Origin of the sequence: Arthrobacter sp. zg-Y1116, from assembly GCF_024385485.1 — a bacterium.
Taxonomy (GTDB): domain Bacteria; phylum Actinomycetota; class Actinomycetes; order Actinomycetales; family Micrococcaceae; genus Arthrobacter_B.
On record NZ_JANFLR010000006.1, the window covers coordinates 18682 to 40381 of the forward strand.

Genomic DNA, 21700 nt, shown 5'->3' on the forward strand with positions numbered 1-21700 from the left:
CCCCGCCGGGCGGCATCCCGCCCGGCAGAATCCCGACGACGACGGCGGCCGCGCACCTGTGCGGCCGCCGTCACGTATGTCTGTGACCGCCGCCTCACGCGCTGGTAATCTCAAGGTGCAGGGCCACTCCCTGCCCCCGTTCGGTACGTATGTCAATGCAGACAAGCCACCGCAGACAAGCCACCGCAGACAAAAGGGATCATCATGAGCGAGAACCAACGGCGCCGGGCCGACAACCGGCAACCACTGGACGGCGACGTCCTGGAACAGGACCCGGCACTGCCGCCGGTGGCCGTGGACCCGGAAGTCCTCGAGGCGGAGGACCGCCGCTGGACGCCCGCGAAGATCGCCATTTGGGCGGGCATTGCCCTGCTGGGCGGTTTCAGCTGGACCATGCTCGCCGTAGTCCGCGGCGAAACCGTGAACGCCATCTGGTTCGTGTTCGCCGCCGTGTGTACCTACCTCATCGGCTACCGCTTCTATTCAAAGCTCATCGAAGCGAAGCTGCTGAAGCCCAATGACCGCCGCGCCACCCCCGCCGAATACAAGGCGGACGGCAAGGACTACGCCGCCACGGACCGCCGGGTCCTCTACGGCCACCACTTCGCCGCCATCGCCGGCGCCGGACCGCTCGTCGGACCGGTCCTGGCCGCGCAGATGGGCTACCTGCCCGGCACCATCTGGATCATCGTGGGCGTGGTGCTGGCAGGTGCCGTCCAGGACTACCTGGTGATGTTCTTCTCCATGCGCCGCGGCGGGCGCTCCCTGGGCCAGATGGCGCGGGATGAACTCGGACTTATCGGCGGCACCGCCGCCCTGGTCGCGACCCTGGTCATCATGATCATCATCGTGGCCATCCTTGCCCTGGTGGTGGTGAACGCCCTCGCCGAAAGCCCGTGGGGTGTCTTCTCCGTGAGCATGACCATCCCCATCGCCCTGTTTATGGGCGTGTACCTGCGCTACCTGCGTCCCGGCAAGGTCACCGAGGTCTCCATCATCGGCTTTGTCCTCCTGCTCGCCGCCATCATTGCCGGCGGCTGGGTTGCCGGGACCCCGCTGGGCGACGCCCTGACCCTGGAACCGACCACCATTGCGTGGGGCATCATCATCTACGGCTTCATTGCCGCCGTCCTGCCGGTCTGGCTGCTGCTGGCCCCGCGAGACTACCTCTCCACCTTCATGAAGGTGGGAACCATCGTGATGCTGGCCGTGGCCATCATCATTGTCCGCCCGGAGATCAGCGTTCCGGCGGTCAGCGAGTTTGCCAGCCGGGACGATGGACCGGTGGTCGCCGGACCGCTCTTCCCGTTCCTCTTCGTCACCATCGCCTGCGGCGCCCTGTCCGGCTTCCATGCCCTGATTGCCTCCGGCACCACCCCCAAGATGCTGGAGAAGGAACGCCAGACCCGCTTCATCGGCTACGGCGGCATGCTGATGGAGTCCTTCGTGGCCATCATGGCGCTGGTGGCTGCCATCTCCATTGACCGCGGCATCTACTTCGCCATGAACTCGTCCGCCGGCGCCACCGGCGGAACGGTGGAAGGCGCGGTCGCCTTCGTGAACGGCCTGGGCCTGGCCGGTGTGAACCTCACTCCGGACATGCTCTCGTCGCTGGCATCCAACGTGGGCGAGGAATCCATTGTGTCGCGCACCGGCGGCGCGCCCACCCTCGCCGTCGGCCTGGCCACGATCATGCAGAGCCTGATCGGCGGCCCCGGCATGATGGCGTTCTGGTACCACTTCGCGATCATGTTCGAGGCCCTGTTCATCCTCACCGCGGTCGACGCCGGCACCCGGGTGGCGCGGTTCATGCTGCAGGACACCATCGGCAACGTGGCCCCGAAGTTCAAGGACATGTCCTGGCGTCCCGGAGCCTGGATATGTACGGCAATCATGGTCGCCGGCTGGGGGTCGATCCTGATCATGGGGGTCACGGACCCATTGGGCGGCATCAATACGCTGTTCCCGCTCTTCGGCATCGCCAACCAGCTGCTGGCCGCCATTGCGCTGGCCATCTGCATGGCGATCATTGCCAAGAAGAACGCATTCAAGTGGCTCTGGATCGTGGCACTTCCCCTGGCGTTCGCCGCAGTGGTGACCATCACGGCGTCGTTCTACAAGATCTTCTCGCCGGTGCCGAGCGTCGGTTACTGGGCCAACCACGAGGCCTTCCAGCAGGCACTGGCCGACGGGAAAACCAGCTTCGGCACGGCCAAGACCGTGGAGGCCATGGAAGCGGTGGTGCGCAACACGCTCATCCAGACCACGCTCTCGGTGGTGTTCGTGACCCTGGCGATCATTGTCATCATCACGGCCATCATTGCCAGCATCCGGTCCTTCCGTTCGGGCGGCGCCCCGAGCGCCGAGGATCCGGCCGTTCCGTCCCGCACCTTCGCACCGGCCGGTTTCCTGGCGACGCCGGCTGAAAAGGAGATCCTGGCCCAGTGGGAGTCGCTGCCGGAAGCTGACCGGCCCGCAAAGAGGGCGGCGCACACATGAGCGCCGCCGTCGCCGTCCGCCAAGGGGTCACCGGGTTCGTCCGGTTCTTCCGTGACGTGATGGGGGAGGACGCCTACCGCAAGTACACGGACTTCCATGCCTCGTCCGGCTGCACCTCGCCGCTGATGAGCGAACGCGAGTTCTGGCGGGACAAGATGGACCGGCAGGACGCCAACCCGGAGGGCCGCTGCTGCTAGCAAGGCGGGCGATCCGGCAATAAGTACGACGCGGCACCGCAGCTGATTGCCTCAGCTGCGGTGCCGCCGTCGTTGTTTCGCTTTGTTGCTTCCCCTTGGGACGCCTGAGCCCAGCCTGCTGAACCGGAGAAAACGCCAAAACAGGAGGACGATACCGGAAAACCGCCCGCCCGCGGGGCAACCGCCGCCAACCGTGAGAGCATTAATGCCATGACTGAACAGAACGGATCCTCCGAGCGCCGCGAGGCGGCTCCGGGGACTGGGCAGAAGTCAGAACAGACACCGGCGGACGATGGCACGGCCCGCGCCGCTGCGCCCGCCGGGGACGCCGGAGCGGTGAACCAGGCCGGGGACAGCCGGGAGGCGCCCGGGCACGGCAAAGGCAAGGCCGGACCGGCGAAGCTCAACGAACTGGTGGATGAACCGGCAAAGGTCATGCGGATCGGCACCATGATCAAGCAGCTGCTGGAGGAAGTCCGCAACGCACCGCTGGACGATGCGGCACGCAACCGGCTGGCGGAGATCCACTCCCGGTCACTGAAGGAACTCGAGGACGGGCTGGCCCCGGAACTCGTGAACGAGCTGCACCGGATCAACCTGCCGTTCACGGACGATTCCACCCCTACCGACGCTGAGCTAAGGATTGCGCAGGCCCAGCTGGTGGGATGGCTGGAAGGGTTGTTCCGCGGCATCCAGACGGCCATTGCCGCGCAGCAGACCGCCAGCCACGCGGCCGGGCGCCTGCAGCTGCGCCAGCTGCCGCCCGGAACCATACTGGCGCCGGGTGTTGTTATCGGAGACGATGGGGAACCTCACCGCGCTTCCCAGGGGACGGGCAGTCCGCGGCAGGAACCACAATCGGGCCCCGGCCAGTACTTGTAGGACGTTGATGGTACTTTTTGCAGCCGCCCGGCAGGGGCGGAAAGACGACGCGGAGCTCGGCAAAGGTGTCTGGCGCCGTGCGCACGACCGCTTTACGCGGGGCCTGGACCGCTATTACCAGATGCTCGAGGGCGTGCAGGATGACGCCATCTACAACGAGTTGGTGACCGTGGCCAATGAACTCGCCGGGCTGCTTCCGCGCGTCCGGGAGGTGTGTGCCTCTGCCCAGCTGCAGCTGCCCAGTACCGGACAGAACATACCCGGAGCGTTGACCGCAGTGCACCGGGCACTGTCCCGCAGCGGCAATTCCCTCGCCGCCGCCGCCGAAGCCGCCGCCATGTCGCGGCTCGAAGGGGAGCGCTGGGGGATCGCGTCCGCCGGCCTGGACAATGTGCGGCGGCGGGCGGAACTCGTCCAGGAGGACGTGGTTGAAGCCGAACGCGCGCTGCTCAGCGCCCGGGAAACCGGGATTTCGCGGAAGTAGGAAGCGGTTTCCGGAAAATACCGGTAATACCGCAAAAGAAACCTGGAAATCCGGGAATACGTTACGTGGGGTTTTCGCGGTGAGCTTATCCGCTTTGTCCTGCCCGGCATCAGGGCAAGGATGAGGAGATGACTACATCACCGGTACTGACTTTCAATGACGGCAACACCATCCCCCAGCTCGGCTACGGCGTGTGGCAGGTTGAGGACGAAGTTGCCGAAAAGGTAGTGGGACAGGCATTCGAGGTTGGCTACCGCCACATCGACACGGCCAAGATCTACGGCAACGAAGCCGGCGTCGGCCGCGCCATCGCCGCCACCTCCGTCCCCCGCGAGGAGATGTTCATCACCACGAAGGTGTGGAACGCGGACCAGGGCTACGAAGAAACCCTTAAGGCCTTCGACGCCTCCATGGAGCGCCTCGGCCTGGAAACCCTCGACCTGTACCTGATCCACTGGCTGCAGCCGAAGCAGAACAAGTACGTGGACACCTGGAAGGCGCTGGTCGAGCTGCAGAAGCAGGGCCGCGTGAAGTCCATCGGCGTCTGCAACTTCACCAAGGAAGCCCTGCAGGAAATCATCGACGCCACCGGCGTTGTCCCGGTCCTGAACCAGGTGGAAACCCACCCGTACCTGAACCAGGCGGACCTGCGTGCCTTCGAGGCAGAGCACAACATCCTGCACGAGTCCTGGTCCCCGCTGGGCTCCGGCAAGGGCCTGCTCGAGGATCCCAAGCTCGTTGAGATCGCTGCGAAGTACGACGGCGCCACTCCGGCCCAGGTCGTCATTGCCTGGCACCTGGCACTGGGCAGCATTGTGATCCCCAAGTCCGTCACGGAATCCCGTATCCGGGAAAACTGGGAAGCCCTGAACCTCACGCTGAGTGACGAAGACATCGAGGCGATCAACGCGCTCGACAACGGCACCCGCTACGGCGCGGATCCGGCCACGGCCGACTTCGCCTAAGCCTTCCGGCTTAAGTCCAAAAGGCGCACGTTCCGCGGAACGTGCGCCTTTTTGTGTTGGAAACCTATGCGGCCACCGGCTCCAGGGGAGCGCGGACCGGCCAGTCCTGGCCCTCAAGGATCACCTGGGCGCAGCTGCCCGTGGACAGGTTGACCACGATCGGTGCCAGCAGGTTCACGGTGGTCCCGCCGACCGTCGGATTGGCCACCACCAGCACGGCGGCGTCCTCGGGAGTCTCCAGTTCCAGCTGATGACGCTGTTCGTCGGTGATTTCCGGGTGGTAGTCCGGAAGATAGACGGAGGCGTCCAGCACGTAGAGGCGCCTGCTGCCGCCGTCGGCGCTTCCGGCCGCGGTCATGGCGAACAGGCCGGCGGCGCCGTCAATCTCTTCGAGGTCGAAGTGCACCTCCGGAGCCAGCCCCGGAGGAGGAGTCAGGAACGTCAGGCCGGTGCTCATCGCAGGAAGTCCATGAGCGTCGGCTGAAGTGCCTTGGCCGTCACAGCGAGGGCCGACTGATAGGCGACTTCCTGCAGCTTCATGTCCAGAATGACCTTCGCCGTGTCCAGGTCTTCGATCCCCGAGCGGCGGGTTTCCAAACTGATGGACTTCTCGGCCAGGTTGTCCTTGGCATTGAGTGTGGCTGCATGCCGGACACCGAGCGCGGAATGTTCCATGAGGACGGTGTCGGCCGCCGCGTCAACCTTTGTGAGGTAGCCGCTGACGTCGTTGTTCGCTTCCAGGTCCGCCACGAGGTTGTCCATCATCCGAAAGACCGAGTTGTCTCCCTTGCCGAAAACGGCTTCACCGTCGGTGTCCACGCGCATCTGGGTACTGCTGTCCAGCCGGCGGGTGGTGGGGGTTCCGCTGCCGCTGTAGGTGTAGGCGCCGTCCGTTTCGGTGAACGCCTTGCCGGTGTCCGAGGTGCCCGCGAAGACCGTGCGGCCAAGGTGGGTGGTGTTGGCCTCGCGCAGCAGATCCGTCTTCAGGCCGGAGAGTTCCGTGGCGATGGCCTTGCGGTCGGTCGGCGAAAGCGTGCCGTTGGCAGCGTTCAGCGTGAGGTCCTTGACCCGGCGCAGGATGTCAGTGGTATTGGTCAGCGCATTGTCGGTGACGGTAAGCCAGCCCTCTGCATCGCTCACGTTGGACGTGTACTGCACGTTGGCCCGGATTTCCGACCGTACCTTCAGTGCATTGGCGGTCCCCGTGGGATCGTCGGATGGGCGGGCAATGGCGGCGGAGGAGGCGACCTGCTCCTGCAGTTTGGCCATCCGGGACATGCTGGCCTGCAGGTTCTGCTGGGCCGTGCGGGCCATGGTCTGGTTCGTGGTGCGGCTGATCACGGGTTACCTTCCAACAATTCCGGTGCGGTTAATGAGGGTGTCAAGCATTTCGTCAATGGCGCTCATGACGCGGGAGGCACCCTGGTAGGCGTGCTGGTACATCAGCAGGTTCACGTTTTCTTCGTCCAGGTCCACCGAGGCGTTGGAAAGCTGAAGATCCAGCGCGGAGGAGGACGCGACGTCGGCCAGCGTGGCCTGCTGCAGTTCGGCTCGGCTCTGCGACGCGGTGGCCGTGACGAAGGCGCTCCAGACCTTGTCCGCGGACCCGGCCTTGGAACCCAGCTGGGCAATCTGGTCGGCGATGCCGCCGTCGAGTGTTCCCGAGCCCGGCCGGCCGGAAGCAATGCCGGAGGCATCGGTCGGCACAGTGGCCAGGGTGGTTGCGGCCGGGGTGCCCACGCTGAAGAAATCTCCGCCGGCGATACCCGCTGTGGTTGCGCCTTGACGGTGCAGCTCGTTGACGCTGGAAGCCAGCGAGGCGGCAACCTCGTTGTAGGAAGCTGCGGCCTGCGCGAAGACGCCGCCGTTGCCGGCCGAGGCGAGGAGCGACGTGGCGCCGGCAATTTCGCCCTTGCCAATGCCTGCCGAGCCGGGCCGGTCGGTCCAGCCCACCACGGGTTCCTGCGCATCGTCCATGGTTTTTCCGCCGGTGACCTGGAGCGAACGGGCATTCGTGCCGGACACCAGTGCATTGCCGTCGATGAGGACATCCACCATGCCGTCGGAGGATTCCCGCACCGTGGCGCCGCTAAGCGCTGCGATGGTGGTGGCCAGGGCGTTGCGCTGGTCAACGAGTTCGTTCGCCGACGCGCCGGAGGCAAGCGTGGAGCGGATGGCCCCGTTAAGGCTGGCCAGCTGCTTTGCGCTGGAATTCAGCTCAGTGACCATGTCATTGAGGCCGCTGCGGGTGCTGTTCCACTGGTCCCGGACCGCGTTGTAGCCGTTGGCGATCTGGCCTGCGGCGGTGCTGGCCGCGCTGAGCAGTACGGCGGCGGCCGTGTTGTCCGAGGGATTGTGGGAAATGCCGTCCCAAGCGGCGGAGAAGTTCTGCAGCGCCGTGGAGAGCCCGTTCTTGCCCGGCTCGTTGAAGCCGTCCTCCAGCTCGATCAGCGCGTTGGCGCGGACGGCGGAATAGCCTGCGACGGCGGCGGTGCTGCGTACCCGGGTGTCCAGCTGCTGGCTGCCCAGCCGGGCAATGGAATCCACCGATACGCCCTGGCCTACCCCGGTAGGGGCGGCGAACCTGCCGGCCGGGGCGAGGGAGGGCGCTGCGGAAGTATTCAGGCGCTGCCGCGTGTAGCCGGCCACGTTGGCGTTGGCCACGTTCTGGCCGACGACGTCAAGGCCCTTGCGGGCGGCGGTGAGGCCGGTGTACGCCGTGTTCAGGCCGCTGAAGGTGCTCATTCTCTAGGAGTCCTTAACGTCAAATGCTCTGGTCAACCAGCCGGGCGGCTGAGGTGGGGGCGGCCGAGGTGCCGGACGCCGTGTAGGTATTCGCTTCCGGGCTTAGCCCCGCCAGCGTTTCCTGGGCCGAGCGTGCCGCAGTGCGCAGGAACTGTTCGTTGATATCGCGCAGTTCGCGGATCTTCACGGTCAGCTCGGTCATGGCCTGCAGGTGTGCGTTGAAGATTTCCGTCCACGGACCGGGAGGAGCTGCGGCTACCAGCTCACGCAGCGTGGCGTTTTCGGAGGTGCCCCATTCGACGGCGAGTCCGGCAACGGCAACAGCCCGGCCGAGATCGGCTCCGCGGAGGCGCTCGAGGACTTGTTCAACCTCGCGCGTGGCGTGCGTCAGCCATTTTGTTTTTCCGGAGGTGAGCAGCAGTTGTTCTTCTTCGAGCTTGAACACAAGAAGTTCCAACAACTCGCGCTCTTCCCAAAGAAGGGCCGAGAGTTTCTGGGTACCCATGCGTTGCTCACCTCCTAGGTGGTGCACTGAATGTCTCTAAAGCGGAATAAGACGTCTGATTTCAGGCCCCAACCTGCGGCAAAAGTCTTTGGTTTGGCGTCCGCATTCCAATACGTCCGCCACAAATCACTATCGGCCGGTTCATCTTCAATGTAAGTGGTATGTTTCAGCTAAAGCGCTTCAGCGTGGATCCACCAGCGGACTCAGCCACTGACCACGAAGCAGGCGCGCAACTGGTCGCAGTATTGGGGGACAGTTGGGGAACAAGGGCTTGGGGGTCCAAATTGAATCGCGCTGAACGTAATGCAATGGTTGTGGAAAATCTGCCTTTGGTTGGTTATCTCGTATCCGAAGTCTGCGCCAAGGCCACGCACCTGTCGCGTGACGACCTGGCCTCGGCTGGATCCATTGCCCTTATAACGTCTGCCGACTCGTTCGATCCGGACCTGGGTGTTCCCTTTGGAGCCTATGCCCGCCGACGCATCGTCGGTGCCTTTGCGGATGAAATGCGTTCCAATGACTGGGCCACGCGATCCGCCCGCCGGCGGATCAAGGAAACCCTCGCGGTGAAGGAAACCCTCACCGGCGCCCTGGGCCGCACTCCCAATGTGGACGAGATTGCCTCCGCCTTGGGTGTGGACCGCACTGTGGCTGAGGATGCACTGTCGGATGCTTCCCGCACAGTGTCCAGCCTGGACGAATCCGCCACGGATTTCCTGATCGCGGACATGCCGTCGCCCGAGGGTTCCCTCCTGGCCTCCGAGCGCTTGAAGTACCTGCAGGCCGCCGTCGCCGCCCTGCCGGAAAAGATGCGGTATGTAGTGGAGGAGATCTACTTCCACGACCGCACGGTCAAGGAAATCGCCGAAGAACTCGGCAGCACCCACTCGGCCGTGTCCCAGCAACGGGCCGAAGCGGTCCGCCTCCTTCGGGACGGCCTGGGCACGCATTACTCCGACGCTGCTGCGGCACCGGAACTCCAGTCCCGGATTGCACCGGCACGCCGCAACGCCTATCTCACCTCAGTGGGAGAACGCACCGCCGGCGGCATCACCCGGCACCATCTGGCCCCGGCCCTTCCCGGCGCGCAGGCTTTTGTGCCCGGACTTACGGGTGTTCCGGACCGCCCGGCAACTTTCAATCCGGCCGCTTCCTAGGCTTACCGCCGCACTTAAATCTTTTTTCGAATTCTTTTTCAGAACTGCTAACACCCGTCGGTGCTCCGCCGATAGCTATGGTTGCAGGCCCACGGAAGGGCCTGTTAGTACAGCCCACTCACGGAGGAATACATCATGGGTTTCACAATCAACACCAACGTTTCGTCGCTCAACGCCATGCGCAACCTGAACCTGAACCAGACGAACCAGGCCAAGTCGGTGGAGCGCCTCTCCAGCGGTATGCGCATCAACCGTGCGGCTGACGACGCTGCAGGCCTGGCAATCTCCGAAGGCCTGAAGAACCAGGTTTCCGGTCTGACGCAGGCCGGCCGCAACGCCCAGGACGGCATCAGCCTCATCCAGACTGCTGAAGGCGCCCTGACCGAGGTCCACAACATCCTCAACCGTATGCGTGACCTGACGGTTCAGGCTGCTAACGATACGAACAACGAAGAGTCGCGTACGGCGATCCAGACCGAAGTCACCGCACTGACCTCGGAACTCGGCCGGATCAAGGACACCACGAACTTCAACGGCATCCAGCTGCTGGACAACACGGTAACCTCCGGTGCAGTGGCCGGCACCCTGAAGATCCAGGTCGGCGCCGATGCCGACGAGACCATCGACGTTACCCTGGCCAACGTTGCCAAGACGCTGGAAGATATGGGCACGCTGGCCGTCGATTCGCAGGCAAACGCTGCGTTGGCCACCGCCTCACTGGACACGGCCATCGCGGCCACCTCTGATCAGCGCGCCACCTTGGGTGCACAGCAGAACCGCCTCGAGTCCACCTCGCGCTCCATCGCGGTGTCCGTGGAGAACCTCTCCTCGGCCAACTCCCGCATCCGCGACACGGACATGGCTGCGGAAATGGGTAACTTCACCAAGTCCCAGATCCTCTCCCAGGCCGCTACCGCGATGCTGGCCCAGGCCAACCAGATGAACTCCGGCGTTATGTCGCTCCTGCAGTAGTAGCAGCGCCTGACCAGATTCATCAGCAGTAACCGCAGAACCGGCAGGTGAATGGCCGCTGGCGGCGGGGAAACATGACTTGGACCTCACGCTTCCCGCCGCCAGCCCATTCCCTGCCTTCTGTTTGTCACCGCAGGACATGCAACCCCAGCATGACCCAGCAGGATCCCGTAAGACACCAGCAGGACACGGCAGGACTTCTCAAGGAGCATTTTCATGGCGCTAGGCATTGACGGGCTGATCAGCGGCATCGACACCACCGCCATGATTGCGGACCTGATGAAGATCGAAGCCCGCCCGCAGAAGCTCCTGAAGGACAAGGTCGAGAGCAACCAGCTCTTTGTGACCGCCCTGCAGAACCTCAACACCAAGATCGCTTCCCTGACCGAAGCCGCCGGGAAGATCGCCAAGGCAGGTGGAACGGACCGCTACGCCGCCGTCACCGGCTCCGCCAGCGTCACGGCCACCACCAAGGCCGGCGCTGCCGCAGGCTCGCTGGACATCACGGTGAACAAACTGGCCACGGCACAGGTCTCCCTTTCCGGCGCCATGGCGGCGTGGCCCAACGGCGACGCCCTTTCCATCTCCGCCAACGGAACCATCACCGAGCTGGACACGGCAGGCAAGAGCCTGGATCAGGTCATCAGCACCGTCAACAAAGCCAACCTGGGTGTCACCGCCGTCAAGATCGCTGCCGGCAGCGTGGACGGCGTCGCCCAGTACCGGATGCAGTTCAGTGCCTCCGCCACGGGCTCGGCCGGTGCGTTTACCGTCTCGCAGAACGGCACGGACCTGGGTGCCATCCGCGCCGGTCAGGACGCCGAGGTCACCCTGTGGGCCGGGGTGGCCGGAGCCGAAACGAAGATCACCTCCGCCACCAACACCTTCACGGACCTGATGCCCGGTGTGGACATCACGGTCTCCGCGGTGTCCGCCGATCCGGTCAACGTGGCAGTGAGCCGGGACATCAAGGCGATTTCGGCCGTCGCGGCCTCCCTGGTGGCCACCCTGACGGATGTTTTCGGCTACATGGACCGGAACTCCGCCGTGACGATCGATACCTCCGACGGCGTCACCAAGACCACTGGTGGAGTATTCACCGGGGATTCGGCCACCCGCTCCCTGAAGCAGTCCATTATGGGTGCGGCCACCGGCTCGCTGGACGGGCGTTCGACGTCGGACATCGGCATTACCCTCACCAAATACGGCACCGTGGAGTTCAACGCCGACAAGTTCGCCGCCGCCCTCGCAGCGGATCCGGAAAAAACCCAGGCTTCGCTGCAGGCAATTGCCAGCCGCGTTGAGGCCGTAGGTAAGACAGCCTCCGATAAGTACGACGGCTCCATTACCAAGCGGATCCAGAGCCAGGAATCCACCGTGAAGTCCCTCAACAGCCAGGTTGAGCAATGGGACCGCCGGCTGGCTTCGCGGGAATCCACGTTGAAGCTCGTCTGGACCAACCTTGAAGTCAAGCTGGGCTCCCTCAACAGCCAGATGGACTGGCTCACCGGCCAGCTCGACTCCCTCACCGCCTCCTCGAGTAAGAAGTGACCGTGAACTACTCAATGGCAGCCAAACGGGCCGAATATGCACGCAATGCCGTGCTCTCCGCCTCGCCTGCCCGGCTCCTGACCATGCTGTACGACCGGCTGCTGCTGGACCTTGTCCGGGCCGAAACCGCGCAGCAGAATGCCGAGTGGCCGGTGGCTTCGGAGAACCTGCTCCATGCCCAGGCCATCATCACCGAGCTGATGGGCACGCTGAAGACCGAGGTGTGGGAGGGCGGGGAAAACCTGCACGGGATCTACACCTATTCGTTGGCGAACCTGATGAACGCGAACATCGGCCGGGACGCAAAGCTGACCCGGGAATGCATCGACCTGCTCGAACCGATCCGCCTGGCCTGGCATGAAGCGGCGGCACAGCTCCCCGCTGCCGGTGCAACACCCGCAGCCGCAGGCACACCGGGAGGGGTTCTCGGTGTCGGCTGAATCGGCAGAGCCCTACCGCGGCCCGGAGGAACTGGCCAACCTCGCGCTCTGGGAATTCGTCCTCACGCAGCTCGAAGACAACCTGGAGTCCTTCCTCGAAGGACAGTCCCTCACGGAACAGGCCCGCGAGGTGGCGGCCGACTGGGAACCTCCGGCGGACCTCGGCCCGCTCCCCGAGGAGCTCGTTACCCGTGCCCGGATGCTGTCCAAGGCGCAGACCCGGGCATACGCCCAGCTGCGCAGTGAGTCGCGGACCAACCGGAAACAGTCCCTGCTGATTCGCAGTGTCCCCGGCCCCGCGGCGTCGGCCGTTTATCTCGAAGTTGACGGCTAAAAGCAGCGAAATCGGAAGACTGCTTACTTTTCCTATACCGCATACTTGCAAAAATCCAAAAGAATTACTTGATTACCGCTTACCTACTCGTTAATTCGGCCGATAACCATTAACGAGCACGGATAGCTCACGAAAGAGGCCACGGATCGGCCGCACTGTCCCTTTAGCGAGAACTGGGTTTCACTGTGTTCGATTCCGTCTCCTCCATTGCGCTGCAAAGCGCCCTGGACGGTCTTGCCCTCCGTCAGCGGACCATCGCAAACAATATTGCGAATGTGAATACCCCCGGCTACCAGGCCCAGCGCGTCACTTTCGAGGACGCCCTCGCTAAGTCGGTAAAAGCCGGCAATGGAGCAGTCGCCGCCACCACCTCGCGTTCCCTTGAACCCACCCGCCTGGACGGCAGCAACGTCAACCTGGACACAGAAACACTGTCCAATATCGACACCGTGCTGCGCTACCAGTTCGCCACCCAAGCCGTTGGCGGAGAAGCCAATTCCCTCCGCACGGCATTGAGGACCAACTAATGACTTTCGATGCCATCGGCATTGCCGCAACCGGACTCACCACGCACCGTAAGTGGCTGGATGCAGTTTCCGACAACCTGGCCAACGCCAACAATGTCTCCAGCACCGACGGTGCTGCTTTCCAGGCCCGCTACGTCGTAGCCCAGGAAGGCCGGGAAGGCAGCGGAGTCCACGTCACAGGCGTGGAGTACGGCGACGCCGAAGGCCGGATGGTCTACCAGCCGGACCACGCCCTCGCTGACGCCGAAGGCTACGTCCGTTACCCGGACATTGACCTCTCGGAGCAAATGGGCAACCTGATCCTTGCCCAGCGCGGCTATGAAGCGAATGCCGCCGTGGTTGACCGTGCCAAGAGCACATACGAAGCAGCACTGCAGATTGGACGCTCCTAATGCCCGTTCCCGCCATCGCCGCAGTCAGCAGCACCACGCCGACGGGATACGTGGAAGCCGTAAAGCCCGCCGTCTCCACTGACGGTTCCTCCTTTGCCACGCAGCTCACCGGAGCCGTGGACAACGTCACCGAACTGCAGTCCACGTCCAAGACACTCGCCGTGCAGGCCGTGACCGGCGACCTGGATGACATCCACGCAGCCACCATCGCGTCCACCCGGGCCTCCGTCACCCTGGAACTTGTCGCCGCAGTGCGGAACAAGGGTGTTGACGCGTTCAACGAGATCATGCGGATGCAGGCCTGATGCCCGGACCCATGAGCGCGATGACCGGCCGGCTGGGCAAGACGGTAGGCCAGTTCACCCTGGCGCAGAAGACCATCGCCATTATCGGTATTGCCGTGGTGGCCCTGGGCATTGCGCTGCTTGCCTCCTGGCTGACCAAGCCGGCGTACACCCCGCTGTTCTCCGGCCTCGAAGCCACGGATGCCAACAGCATCGTGGAACAGCTCAAGACCGACGGCGTTCCCTACGAGGTTGCCAACGGCGGCGGCACCATCATGGTGCCGGAGGAATTCGTGTACGACCAGCGGCTCAAGGCCGCAGGTGCCGGCCTGCCGTCCGAATCCAGCGGCGGCTACTCGCTGCTGGACGAAATGGGAGTCACCTCCTCGGAATTCCAGCAGTCCGTAACCTACAAGCGGGCCCTGGAAGGCGAGATCGCCAAGACCGTAGGTGCCATCGACGGCGTGAAGAACGCCTCCGTGCAGCTGGCCATCCCCGAAGACACGGTGTTCGTTTCCAAAAAAGCCGATCCCACCGCATCCGTATTCGTGGAAACGCAGAACGGGACCACGCTCAGCTCGGACCAGGTCTCCGCCATTGTGCACCTGACCTCAGCTTCGGTTGACGGTATGCAGTCCACCGACGTCGCTGTTATCGATGCCACCGGCACCGTGCTTTCCGCCGTCGGCACCGGCACTGTCGGTTCGGCCGACAAGCAGGCCACCGATTACGAGGAGCGGGTCACCGCTTCCGTGCAGACCATGCTGGACCGCGTAGTGGGTCCCGGCAACGCCACCGTAGCCGTGGCAGCCGACATGAACTACGAGTCCGCCAACCGGGTGGAGGAATCCTTCACCGCGCCGCAGGACACCCCGGCCCTGAACGAAGCCACCAGCACCGAGGAATACACCGGCGGTGCCAACGGCAGCGCCGCGGGCATCCTGGGTCCGGACAACATCGCGGTGCCCAACGGAGGTAACGACGACGGCGCCTTCCGCTCCGAAACGAGCACCAAGAACAACGCGGTGAACAAGGTGACCGAAACCCGGGACATCCCGGCCGGTTCCCTGAACCGCCAGACAATCTCCGTGGCACTGAATACCAATGCGGCCGCCGGATTGAACGTGGCAGACCTGGAAGCCCTGGTCGCCACCGCCGCCGGTATCAACGCCGAGCGCGGTGACGAGATCACGGTCGAAATGGTCTCCTTCAACGCAGACGGCGCCACCAGCGCGCGGGATGCCCTGGCCGAGGCACAGGCAGAAGAAGAAGCCGAACGCCGGGCACAGATGCTCCAGATGGGAATCATCGTGGCCGGCATCGTCCTGGTGGTCATCCTGGCCCTGGTCGCCTACGCCATGCGCTCCCGCCGGCAGAACCGCGAAGCCATCGACATTGGAGAACTGCCGGAGCTGGATCCGCTGGCACCGGCCGCAGGCCTCACCATGCTGAGCGAACCCGCCCCGCTCGTTTCCACGGACACGGCCTCCATGCAGATTGTGGCTGCTGCCGTGGACCAGGACCGCAAGCGGGCCGAACTCGACGCCTTGGCAGCACAGGACCCGGTTCGCACCGCTGACTACCTGCGCAACCTCATGGAGGACACCCGAGCATGACCGACCTTGCCACTGCCCCGGCCGGACTGCCCTTTGCCGCCGCCTCGAACGGGTCCGCCCTTGCCCTGAGCGGCGCCCGGACGGATGCGGGATCCGGCGAGCTGACCGGCACCCAGAAGGCTGCCATCATTTTGATGCAGCTGGAAACCTCCCGGGCCGCGGTGGTTATGCAGCAGTTCACCGAGGCCGAGGCGCAGGCCATCGCGGCGGAGATTGTCCGGCTTCGCCGGGTGGACTCTTCCGTGGCCGAGGAAGCCATCAACGAGTTCTACGAGATGACCATTGAGGGCCGCCGCCGCGCCCACGGCGGCCGCGACGTCGCCATGGGACTGCTTGAAGCGTCCTTCGGTGTCGAGCGTGCCTCCGGCGTGATGGAACGACTGGCCTCCTCGATGGCGGGCAAGTCCTTCGAATTCCTCGAAACCGCTGAGCCCAACCAGGTGATTTCCCTGCTGGACGGCGAGCTGCCGCAGACCATTGCGCTGGTCCTGGCGCATATGCGTCCCCAGCGCGCCTCAGCCGTGCTGACCGGCCTGAGCGCGGAGCTGCGCACCGACGTCGCGCAGGCCATTGCAACCATGGCCCGCGCTACCCCGGAAGCCGTGCGCGTGGTCGCCGAAACGCTGCGGGCACGTGCCTCGGCGCTGGGCGCCGCCCGCGAGGCCACCGATGCCATCGGCGGCGTGCAGCCGCTGGTGGAAATCATCAACCGCTCCGACGCAGTCACCGAACGCGCGCTGCTCGAGGCGCTCGAGGAACGCGATCCGGAGCTGGCGGAAGAAGTCCGCTCCCGGATGCTTACCTTCGCCGACCTGGTCAAGCTCGAACGCCGGGACGTGCAGCTGGTGCTGCGCGGCATCGATGTGGGCACCCTGGCCCTGGCCATGAAGGGTGCTTCCGAGGCGGTGCTGGACGCCATCCGCACCAACGTCTCCGAGCGCAACCGCGAACTGCTCGACGACGAAATCAAGGTTTCCGGTCCCGCCCGCCTCTCGCAGGTGGAAGAAGCACGCGCCAACATTGTCCGGGCCATCCGCGAAATGGAAGCCCAGGGCATCATCGAGGTGCATCATGCGGACGAGGAAGAATATGTCTACTGACGAGCAGACGTTCTCCCGCCTGATCTACACCTCCCTCGGCGCCACGGACGAAGCACAGCTCAACGCGCAGGTGGAAGCCCGCGGCCATGCCGCCGGTTACGCCGCCGGCCTGCGGGCCGCCGCAGCGGACACCGACCTGCTGCGCCGCACCCTGCGGGAGCAGTACGACGACGAAATGCGCCGGGGACAGGAACGCATCAACCGGAGCCTTTCCGCCCTTAACTCCGCTGTCTTCAGCCTCGAAGGCCGCACCGTCGCCCTGATCACCGACGTCCAGGACGCCCTGGCCGCCGCAGCAATCGACCTGGCCGAAGCACTGCTGGGCCGGGAACTCGCTTCCGGCGAGACGTCCGCCCGCGCAGCGCTGGCCCGTGCCCTGGAAGGCGTGGACACAGACCTGGTGCAGCGCGTCCGCATGCATCCGGTGGACCTCGCATCCCTGGATGAAGACACGCTCCGCCGCGCACGGGTGGAGTTCGTGGGCGACGCCGGCCTGCGGCGGGGAGACGCCGTCACCGAGTTCCCGGACGGCTACCTGGACGCCTCGCTGAGTTCCGCCGTCGAGCGTGTCCGCGCGGCACTGCTGGGGGAGGACTCATGACCGTCACCACGTGGCGCCCCCGCGCCGACCGTTTTACGGCAGCCCTGCGCTCCGCCGCCCCGCAGCGCATTGGCCGGGTGTCCTCCGTCCTGGGGCTGAGCATTGAAATTGCCGGCCTCGACTGCGGTGTAGGCGAGCTGGTGTCAATCGGGCACCCCGGGTCCGAGGTGGACGCCGAAGTGGTGGCAGCCACCCGTGACGGCATCCGCTGCATGCCCTTCGGCCGGCTCACCGGCCTGACCGCCGGAACTCCGGCACGCTCCAAGGGCACACCGCTGCTGGTCCCCACCGGCACCGGGCTGTTCGGCCGGGTGCTGGACGGCCTGGGCCGCCCCATCGACGGCAAGGGTCCGCTGCAGGTCGAGGCCTTTGTACCGCTGGACCACGAAACCCCGTCCGCCATGCTGCGCACCCGGATCAATACCCCGCTGCAGCTCGGCGTCCGGGCGATGGACACCCTCACCACTGTGGGGCGCGGCCAGCGTATGGGCCTGTTCGCCGGCTCCGGCGTCGGCAAGTCCTCGCTGCTGTCCATGATTGCCCGCGGCACGGACGCGGAAGTGTCCGTGATTGCCCTGGTAGGGGAGCGCGGCCGTGAAGTCCGCGAGTTCCTCGAAGACGACCTGGGCGCCGAGGGCCTGGCACGGTCCATCGTGGTGGTCTCGACGTCGGACGAACCTGCGCTCATGCGCCTGCGCGCCGCGTTTGTGGCCACCCGGATTGCCGAATCCTTCCGCGATCAGGGTGCCGACGTCATGCTGATGATGGATTCCCTGACCCGCGTGGCCATGGCCCAGCGTGAAATCGGGCTATCCGTAGGCGAACCGCCGGCCACCCGCGGCTATCCGCCTTCCACCTTCTCCCTGCTCGCGCAGCTGCTCGAACGCGCCGGTACGGGCGAACGGGGTTCCGTCACCGGCATGTACACCGTGCTCGTGGACGGCGACGACCACAACGAGCCCATTGCCGACAGCGCCCGCTCCATCCTCGACGGACACGTGGTCCTGGACCGCAAGCTGGCCGTCTCCGGGCACTTCCCGTCAATTGACGCCCTGGCTTCCATTTCCCGCGTTGCCTCCCGCGTAAACCCGCGGGAACGCAGCGATGCCGCGTCAACGCTGCGCCGGGTAATGGCTGCGCGGAAGGCTGCGCAGGATCTGCTCGACGTCGGCGCCTACCAACGCGGATCCAATCCCCTGGTGGACGCGGCAGTGGACAACCAGGACGCCATCAACGCCTTCCTGCAGCAGCGCATGGATGAACAGACGCCGGCGGAGACCGCCTGGGCGCAGCTGCACAATCTCACCCGGATGCTGGGGGTGTCCTGATGTCCCGTGCCTTCCCCCTCGCCGGCCTGCTGCGCCTGCGCCAGCTGCAGCAGGACCGTGCCGCAGGCGAACTCGCGGCGGCCAACGTCCGCATGCGGGAAATCCGCGAAGCCCGTGCAGAGGCCTACAACTCCCTCGAAAGCTCCCACAGCGAGGCGGTGGATGCGGCAACCATGAACGCGATTGCGGCGGCCCGGGCCTCCTCGCGCAGCATGCTCGCCGATCTGAACGCGCTGGACACGCGCCATGCCGCGGAAGTGGAAACGGCACGCGCCGAATTTTCCTCCGCACGCGCCCGCTCCGTGGGCCTGGAAAAGCTTGAAGGCAAGTTCGCCGAGGCAGAAGCCGCCGAGGACCTGCGCACCGAACAAACCATCCTGGACGAACTCGCCGGCTCCGCCTGGCACCGCCGGCAGAAGGAAGCCAACTAATGAGCATGACGGACGCCCTGGGGCGGATCGACGAAATCCGAAGCACGCTGAGCCAGCTCTCCGGAACAGCAGCCGCAAAGGCGGCTGCCGTCACTACCACGGCCACGGCGGCCGGGTCGGATGCGGAGTTCGCTTCCACTCTGTCCGCGCTGACTTCTGCGGCGTCGGCGGGAACGGACACCGGCACCTCCGGCGGCGCGGCAGCGGACGGCAAGGTGCTCGACGCCGTCCAGAAATACCTTGGCCTGCCCTACATCTGGGGCGGCAACGATCCAGCGCAGGGTCTGGATTGTTCTTCCTTCGTGCAGAACGTCTACAAGGATCTCGGCTTCACCCTTCCGCGAGTCACCTGGGACCAGATGAACTCGGGGACCGAGGTCGCTTCCATGGCCGATGCACAGCCCGGGGACCTGCTCTTCAGCCACGACGGCGGACACGTTGCCATCTACCTGGGCAACGGAAAGGCAGTGGACGCGCCGCAGCCCGGCCAGACCATTGCCATCCGCGATGCATGGGAAACCGACGCCAACCTGACCACTATCCGCCGCATCCTGCCGACGGAATCCGCCGGTGCCGCCGGTAGTGCCGGCGCTGCCGGTGCCGCGGGTCTCTCCGACCTGGTGGCTTCCGCCCGCGCTGCGCAGGCGGCCATGATGGGAACGGCAGCATGAGCGTCTCCGCAGGCATGCCGCGCACGGCCGCCCCCGCTGCTTCCCTCCGGACCGCTGTCCCGGGGTCCGCCTCCGCCGGCGTAGGTGCGGACCAGTTCGGGTCCACGTTTGAGGATGCCCTTGCCGCCTCGAACCGGGCGGCATCCGGCCGTGACGCCGGCCGTGACGCCGGCCGCGACGCTGGCCGCGACGCCGGAAAAGCTGCTGCCGCGCCGGAGCAAAAGGCTGGCCGACACGCTGCCGCGACAGCCCCTGCAGATTTTGCCGACGCGCCCGTCGCCGACGAGGGCGCCGCGGTTTCCCCGTTGCAGCCTGCGTCCGTAATGCCCGCGTCCGGATCATCGGTGCAGCCCCAGGTTTCCGCTCCGGCAACGGCTTTTGCCGGTTTTGCGGGTAACTCCCTGCCGGCAGCAGCCTCGACCAGTGCCGGGTCCAGCGATTCCGACGCTGTTGACGGCGTTCCTGCCGGAGGAGCCACATCGGGTGCGGCAGCCACGGCCGCCCCCTCCACCCCGGGCGGTTTCATGGCCGCGGCTACTGCCGGCGCCGCCGCCGTCGTCACCACCGGGGCAGCAGCAACGGCAGTTCCGCGGAACACGGCAGACGCCGGTACCCCGAAGGCGAATGCCGTCACCGCCTTTGCTGCGGCCAACGTGGTGACCGGAGGAAGTCCCTTGCCGGGCACCGCAGCCACAGCCGCCACCGCAGCCACAGCCGCCACCGCAGCCACGCCGGCGAACGCCGTCACCGCAGGTACCGTTCAAGCAGATGCCGCCGCACCGGTGGCAGGACTCCCGGCAACCGGCGGCGCCGCACCGGCGTCGAACGCGCCGGCCGGGGCAGCAAACAGTGCAGTGGTTCCCGGCTCCGTGCCGGTCTCCGGTGCAGGCGCCGGAAACGAGGCGCCCCTGGCCTTCGCCGCCTTAATGCCCGCCGCCGGAACCGCCGGAACTGCCGATACTGCAGCTTCCGCCGCACCGGTTCCCGCGGGCGCAGCAGAAGCCCCGGCTGTCGGGCCGGTTATCACGCCGTCCCCGCTGCAGCCCCAGGCGGCTGTCTCCGGAGCGGCCGTCATGCCGACGGCACCGGCGGCCGCGCCCGTTGCCACCCCGCTGCTGCCGCAGGTGTCCCAGCCGCTGTTTTCCCTCGCAACGGCCGCGCAGGGGGAGCACGTGATGACGCTGAGTATCACCCCGGACAACCTCGGACCGGTCACCGTCAGGGCCCATGTGGGTGCAGAAGGCGTCCGGATTGAGCTCTTCGCTCCGTCCGAGGCCGGCCGCGAAGCGCTGCGCACCCTCATGACGGACCTGCGCCGGGACCTTGCCGGCTCGGGAATGAACGCCAACCTTTCCCTCTCCGCCCAGGACGCCCCGGGCGAGGGCGCTGAACGCCGCGGGCACGGAACGGAACCGGGTTCTGCAACGCAGGCCCCGCCCGATCCCGAGCGGATGCCGGCGGACCCGGCCCCACGCACTTACCGGCCGGGATTCCCCGCGTCGGCATCAACCATCGACTTCCTGGCCTAGAAGAGGAGACCACGTGCCCGTAGAAGGAGTAGCGGCTGCAGGCGGCATTACCGCCGGCGGAACCGCAGTTCGAGAGCCCAAGCAAACCATGGACAGCGAGGTCTTTATGCACCTGCTGGTCACCCAGCTGCGCAACCAGGACCCCAGCTCGCCCATGGACACGAACCAGATGATCTCGCAGACCACCGAGCTGGCATCCATGGAACAGCTCACCGCCATGGCGAAGATGGACGAAGAGAATTTCTCCCTGCAGATGCGTATCGCCGCCGCTGCGCTCATCGGCCAGACCGTCACCTATACCAACGACGACGGCGTCGCCGTCACCGGAACCGCCAAATCGGTCTCCTACGCCGCCGGCGTCCCGACCGTCAACATCAACGGCGAGGACGTCCTGCTGGACCGAATCTCCGGCGTCGTCGACGGGGCAGCAGATCAAACCCCCGACGCACCCAAAGCACCCGCAGCAACCGCATAACCCTCCCTCCCGGCA

At 65.6% G+C, this 21700-nt stretch carries 25 protein-coding genes; 21 read left to right on the top strand and 4 right to left on the bottom strand.

The window, feature by feature from the left end:
* The first annotated feature begins 204 nt into the window (after positions 1-204).
* The 5 genes from NNX34_RS15645 to NNX34_RS15665 all read left to right on the top strand — a co-directional run bounded on the left by NNX34_RS15645 (position 205) and on the right by NNX34_RS15665 (position 5027).
* Positions 205-2499, top strand: a complete 2295-nt coding sequence (locus tag NNX34_RS15645; protein WP_255767456.1) for a carbon starvation CstA family protein — start codon at positions 205-207, stop codon at positions 2497-2499.
* Positions 2496-2696: a YbdD/YjiX family protein gene (locus NNX34_RS15650; RefSeq protein WP_255767457.1), complete on the top strand. Its 201-nt coding sequence runs from the start codon at positions 2496-2498 to the stop codon at positions 2694-2696. Before NNX34_RS15645 ends, NNX34_RS15650 begins: the two co-directional genes overlap by 4 nt.
* Positions 2697-2906: 210 nt before the next feature.
* Complete coding sequence (locus NNX34_RS15655; protein WP_304660058.1) at positions 2907-3578, top strand: bacterial proteasome activator family protein; 672 nt, start codon at positions 2907-2909, stop codon at positions 3576-3578.
* 7 nt (positions 3579-3585) lie between these two features.
* Positions 3586-4062: a hypothetical protein gene (locus NNX34_RS15660; protein ID WP_255767459.1), complete on the top strand. Its 477-nt coding sequence runs from the start codon at positions 3586-3588 to the stop codon at positions 4060-4062.
* Positions 4063-4190: 128 nt separating this feature from the next.
* Positions 4191-5027, top strand: coding sequence for an aldo/keto reductase (locus tag NNX34_RS15665; RefSeq protein WP_255767460.1), 837 nt, complete (start codon positions 4191-4193; stop codon positions 5025-5027).
* Positions 5028-5091: 64 nt separating this feature from the next.
* Here NNX34_RS15665 and NNX34_RS15670 read toward each other — a convergent pair whose 3' ends face one another.
* The 4 genes from NNX34_RS15670 to NNX34_RS15685 are packed head-to-tail and all read right to left on the bottom strand — an operon-like array spanning position 5092 to position 8277.
* Positions 5092-5484, bottom strand: a complete 393-nt coding sequence (locus NNX34_RS15670) for a flagellar assembly protein FliW (RefSeq protein ID WP_255767462.1) — start codon at positions 5482-5484, stop codon at positions 5092-5094.
* Positions 5481-6368: a flagellar hook-associated protein FlgL gene (flgL, locus tag NNX34_RS16225; protein ID WP_255767463.1), complete on the bottom strand. Its 888-nt coding sequence runs from the start codon at positions 6366-6368 to the stop codon at positions 5481-5483. Before flgL ends, NNX34_RS15670 begins: the two co-directional genes overlap by 4 nt.
* A 3-nt stretch (positions 6369-6371) precedes the next feature.
* Positions 6372-7772 (bottom strand): flagellar hook-associated protein FlgK, encoded by a 1401-nt coding sequence (flgK, locus tag NNX34_RS15680; RefSeq protein ID WP_255767464.1) that lies wholly within the window; start codon positions 7770-7772, stop codon positions 6372-6374.
* Positions 7773-7791: 19 nt separating this feature from the next.
* Positions 7792-8277 (bottom strand): flagellar protein FlgN, encoded by a 486-nt coding sequence (locus tag NNX34_RS15685; RefSeq protein ID WP_227923886.1) that lies wholly within the window; start codon positions 8275-8277, stop codon positions 7792-7794.
* A 308-nt stretch (positions 8278-8585) separates the two neighbouring features.
* Here NNX34_RS15685 and NNX34_RS15690 point away from each other — a divergent pair, with 308 nt between their 5' ends.
* The 16 genes from NNX34_RS15690 (at position 8586) to NNX34_RS15765 (ending at position 21685) form a co-directional block, all read left to right on the top strand.
* Complete coding sequence (locus tag NNX34_RS15690) at positions 8586-9434, top strand: sigma-70 family RNA polymerase sigma factor (RefSeq protein ID WP_255767465.1); 849 nt, start codon at positions 8586-8588, stop codon at positions 9432-9434.
* 135 nt (positions 9435-9569) lie between these two features.
* Entirely contained in the window at positions 9570-10406 is an 837-nt protein-coding gene (locus NNX34_RS15695; RefSeq protein WP_255767466.1) for a flagellin, read from the top strand.
* A gap of 216 nt (positions 10407-10622) precedes the next feature.
* Positions 10623-11957, top strand: a complete 1335-nt coding sequence (gene fliD, locus NNX34_RS15700; RefSeq protein WP_255767468.1) for a flagellar filament capping protein FliD — start codon at positions 10623-10625, stop codon at positions 11955-11957.
* 2 nt (positions 11958-11959) lie between these two features.
* A complete protein-coding gene (fliS, locus tag NNX34_RS15705) occupies positions 11960-12397 on the top strand; it encodes a flagellar export chaperone FliS (protein ID WP_308219756.1) in 438 nt (145 codons plus the stop codon).
* Positions 12387-12731: a hypothetical protein gene (locus tag NNX34_RS15710; protein ID WP_227923873.1), complete on the top strand. Its 345-nt coding sequence runs from the start codon at positions 12387-12389 to the stop codon at positions 12729-12731. The genes fliS and NNX34_RS15710 overlap by 11 nt, the downstream gene beginning before the upstream one ends.
* Before the next feature lie 185 nt (positions 12732-12916).
* Positions 12917-13258, top strand: coding sequence for a flagellar basal body protein (locus tag NNX34_RS15715; protein WP_227923871.1), 342 nt, complete (start codon positions 12917-12919; stop codon positions 13256-13258).
* A complete protein-coding gene (gene flgC / locus NNX34_RS15720) occupies positions 13258-13650 on the top strand; it encodes a flagellar basal body rod protein FlgC (protein ID WP_227923870.1) in 393 nt (130 codons plus the stop codon). The genes NNX34_RS15715 and flgC overlap by 1 nt, the downstream gene beginning before the upstream one ends.
* A complete protein-coding gene (gene fliE / locus NNX34_RS15725; protein WP_227923869.1) occupies positions 13650-13955 on the top strand; it encodes a flagellar hook-basal body complex protein FliE in 306 nt (101 codons plus the stop codon). The genes flgC and fliE overlap by 1 nt, the downstream gene beginning before the upstream one ends.
* Before the next feature lie 11 nt (positions 13956-13966).
* Positions 13967-15550, top strand: coding sequence for a flagellar basal-body MS-ring/collar protein FliF (gene fliF / locus NNX34_RS15730; protein WP_308219757.1), 1584 nt, complete (start codon positions 13967-13969; stop codon positions 15548-15550).
* A complete protein-coding gene (gene fliG / locus NNX34_RS15735) occupies positions 15547-16650 on the top strand; it encodes a flagellar motor switch protein FliG (RefSeq protein WP_255767472.1) in 1104 nt (367 codons plus the stop codon). The genes fliF and fliG overlap by 4 nt, the downstream gene beginning before the upstream one ends.
* Positions 16640-17251: a FliH/SctL family protein gene (locus tag NNX34_RS15740; protein WP_255767473.1), complete on the top strand. Its 612-nt coding sequence runs from the start codon at positions 16640-16642 to the stop codon at positions 17249-17251. Before fliG ends, NNX34_RS15740 begins: the two co-directional genes overlap by 11 nt.
* Positions 17248-18579 (top strand): FliI/YscN family ATPase, encoded by a 1332-nt coding sequence (locus tag NNX34_RS15745; RefSeq protein ID WP_255767474.1) that lies wholly within the window; start codon positions 17248-17250, stop codon positions 18577-18579. The genes NNX34_RS15740 and NNX34_RS15745 overlap by 4 nt, the downstream gene beginning before the upstream one ends.
* Positions 18579-19010: a flagellar FliJ family protein gene (locus NNX34_RS15750; RefSeq protein ID WP_255767475.1), complete on the top strand. Its 432-nt coding sequence runs from the start codon at positions 18579-18581 to the stop codon at positions 19008-19010. The genes NNX34_RS15745 and NNX34_RS15750 overlap by 1 nt, the downstream gene beginning before the upstream one ends.
* Positions 19010-19681, top strand: a complete 672-nt coding sequence (locus NNX34_RS15755; protein WP_255767477.1) for a C40 family peptidase — start codon at positions 19010-19012, stop codon at positions 19679-19681. The genes NNX34_RS15750 and NNX34_RS15755 overlap by 1 nt, the downstream gene beginning before the upstream one ends.
* The gene (locus NNX34_RS15760; RefSeq protein WP_255767479.1) at positions 19678-21210 is read left to right on the top strand and encodes a flagellar hook-length control protein FliK; all 1533 of its coding nucleotides are present in this window, start codon (positions 19678-19680) and stop codon (positions 21208-21210) included. Before NNX34_RS15755 ends, NNX34_RS15760 begins: the two co-directional genes overlap by 4 nt.
* 13 nt (positions 21211-21223) lie before the next feature.
* A complete protein-coding gene (locus NNX34_RS15765) occupies positions 21224-21685 on the top strand; it encodes a flagellar hook assembly protein FlgD (RefSeq protein WP_255767480.1) in 462 nt (153 codons plus the stop codon).
* Positions 21686-21700 lie beyond the last annotated feature (15 nt).

Coding starts and splice junctions, on each gene's coding strand:
- NNX34_RS15685 (WP_227923886.1), bottom strand. CDS start 8,277: ATGGGTACCCAGAAACTCTCGGCCCTTCTTTGGGAAGAGCGCGAGTTG.
- NNX34_RS15760 (WP_255767479.1), top strand. CDS start 19,678: ATGAGCGTCTCCGCAGGCATGCCGCGCACGGCCGCCCCCGCTGCTTCC.
- NNX34_RS15745 (WP_255767474.1), top strand. CDS start 17,248: ATGACCGTCACCACGTGGCGCCCCCGCGCCGACCGTTTTACGGCAGCC.
- fliE (WP_227923869.1), top strand. CDS start 13,650: ATGCCCGTTCCCGCCATCGCCGCAGTCAGCAGCACCACGCCGACGGGA.
- fliF (WP_308219757.1), top strand. CDS start 13,967: ATGAGCGCGATGACCGGCCGGCTGGGCAAGACGGTAGGCCAGTTCACC.
- NNX34_RS15665 (WP_255767460.1), top strand. CDS start 4,191: ATGACTACATCACCGGTACTGACTTTCAATGACGGCAACACCATCCCC.
- NNX34_RS15655 (WP_304660058.1), top strand. CDS start 2,907: ATGACTGAACAGAACGGATCCTCCGAGCGCCGCGAGGCGGCTCCGGGG.
- flgC (WP_227923870.1), top strand. CDS start 13,258: ATGACTTTCGATGCCATCGGCATTGCCGCAACCGGACTCACCACGCAC.
- NNX34_RS15660 (WP_255767459.1), top strand. CDS start 3,586: ATGGTACTTTTTGCAGCCGCCCGGCAGGGGCGGAAAGACGACGCGGAG.
- NNX34_RS15695 (WP_255767466.1), top strand. CDS start 9,570: ATGGGTTTCACAATCAACACCAACGTTTCGTCGCTCAACGCCATGCGC.
- NNX34_RS15750 (WP_255767475.1), top strand. CDS start 18,579: ATGTCCCGTGCCTTCCCCCTCGCCGGCCTGCTGCGCCTGCGCCAGCTG.
- NNX34_RS15740 (WP_255767473.1), top strand. CDS start 16,640: ATGTCTACTGACGAGCAGACGTTCTCCCGCCTGATCTACACCTCCCTC.
- NNX34_RS15650 (WP_255767457.1), top strand. CDS start 2,496: ATGAGCGCCGCCGTCGCCGTCCGCCAAGGGGTCACCGGGTTCGTCCGG.
- fliD (WP_255767468.1), top strand. CDS start 10,623: ATGGCGCTAGGCATTGACGGGCTGATCAGCGGCATCGACACCACCGCC.
- NNX34_RS15670 (WP_255767462.1), bottom strand. CDS start 5,484: ATGAGCACCGGCCTGACGTTCCTGACTCCTCCTCCGGGGCTGGCTCCG.
- NNX34_RS15645 (WP_255767456.1), top strand. CDS start 205: ATGAGCGAGAACCAACGGCGCCGGGCCGACAACCGGCAACCACTGGAC.
- fliG (WP_255767472.1), top strand. CDS start 15,547: ATGACCGACCTTGCCACTGCCCCGGCCGGACTGCCCTTTGCCGCCGCC.
- flgK (WP_255767464.1), bottom strand. CDS start 7,772: ATGAGCACCTTCAGCGGCCTGAACACGGCGTACACCGGCCTCACCGCC.
- NNX34_RS15755 (WP_255767477.1), top strand. CDS start 19,010: ATGAGCATGACGGACGCCCTGGGGCGGATCGACGAAATCCGAAGCACG.
- NNX34_RS15690 (WP_255767465.1), top strand. CDS start 8,586: ATGGTTGTGGAAAATCTGCCTTTGGTTGGTTATCTCGTATCCGAAGTC.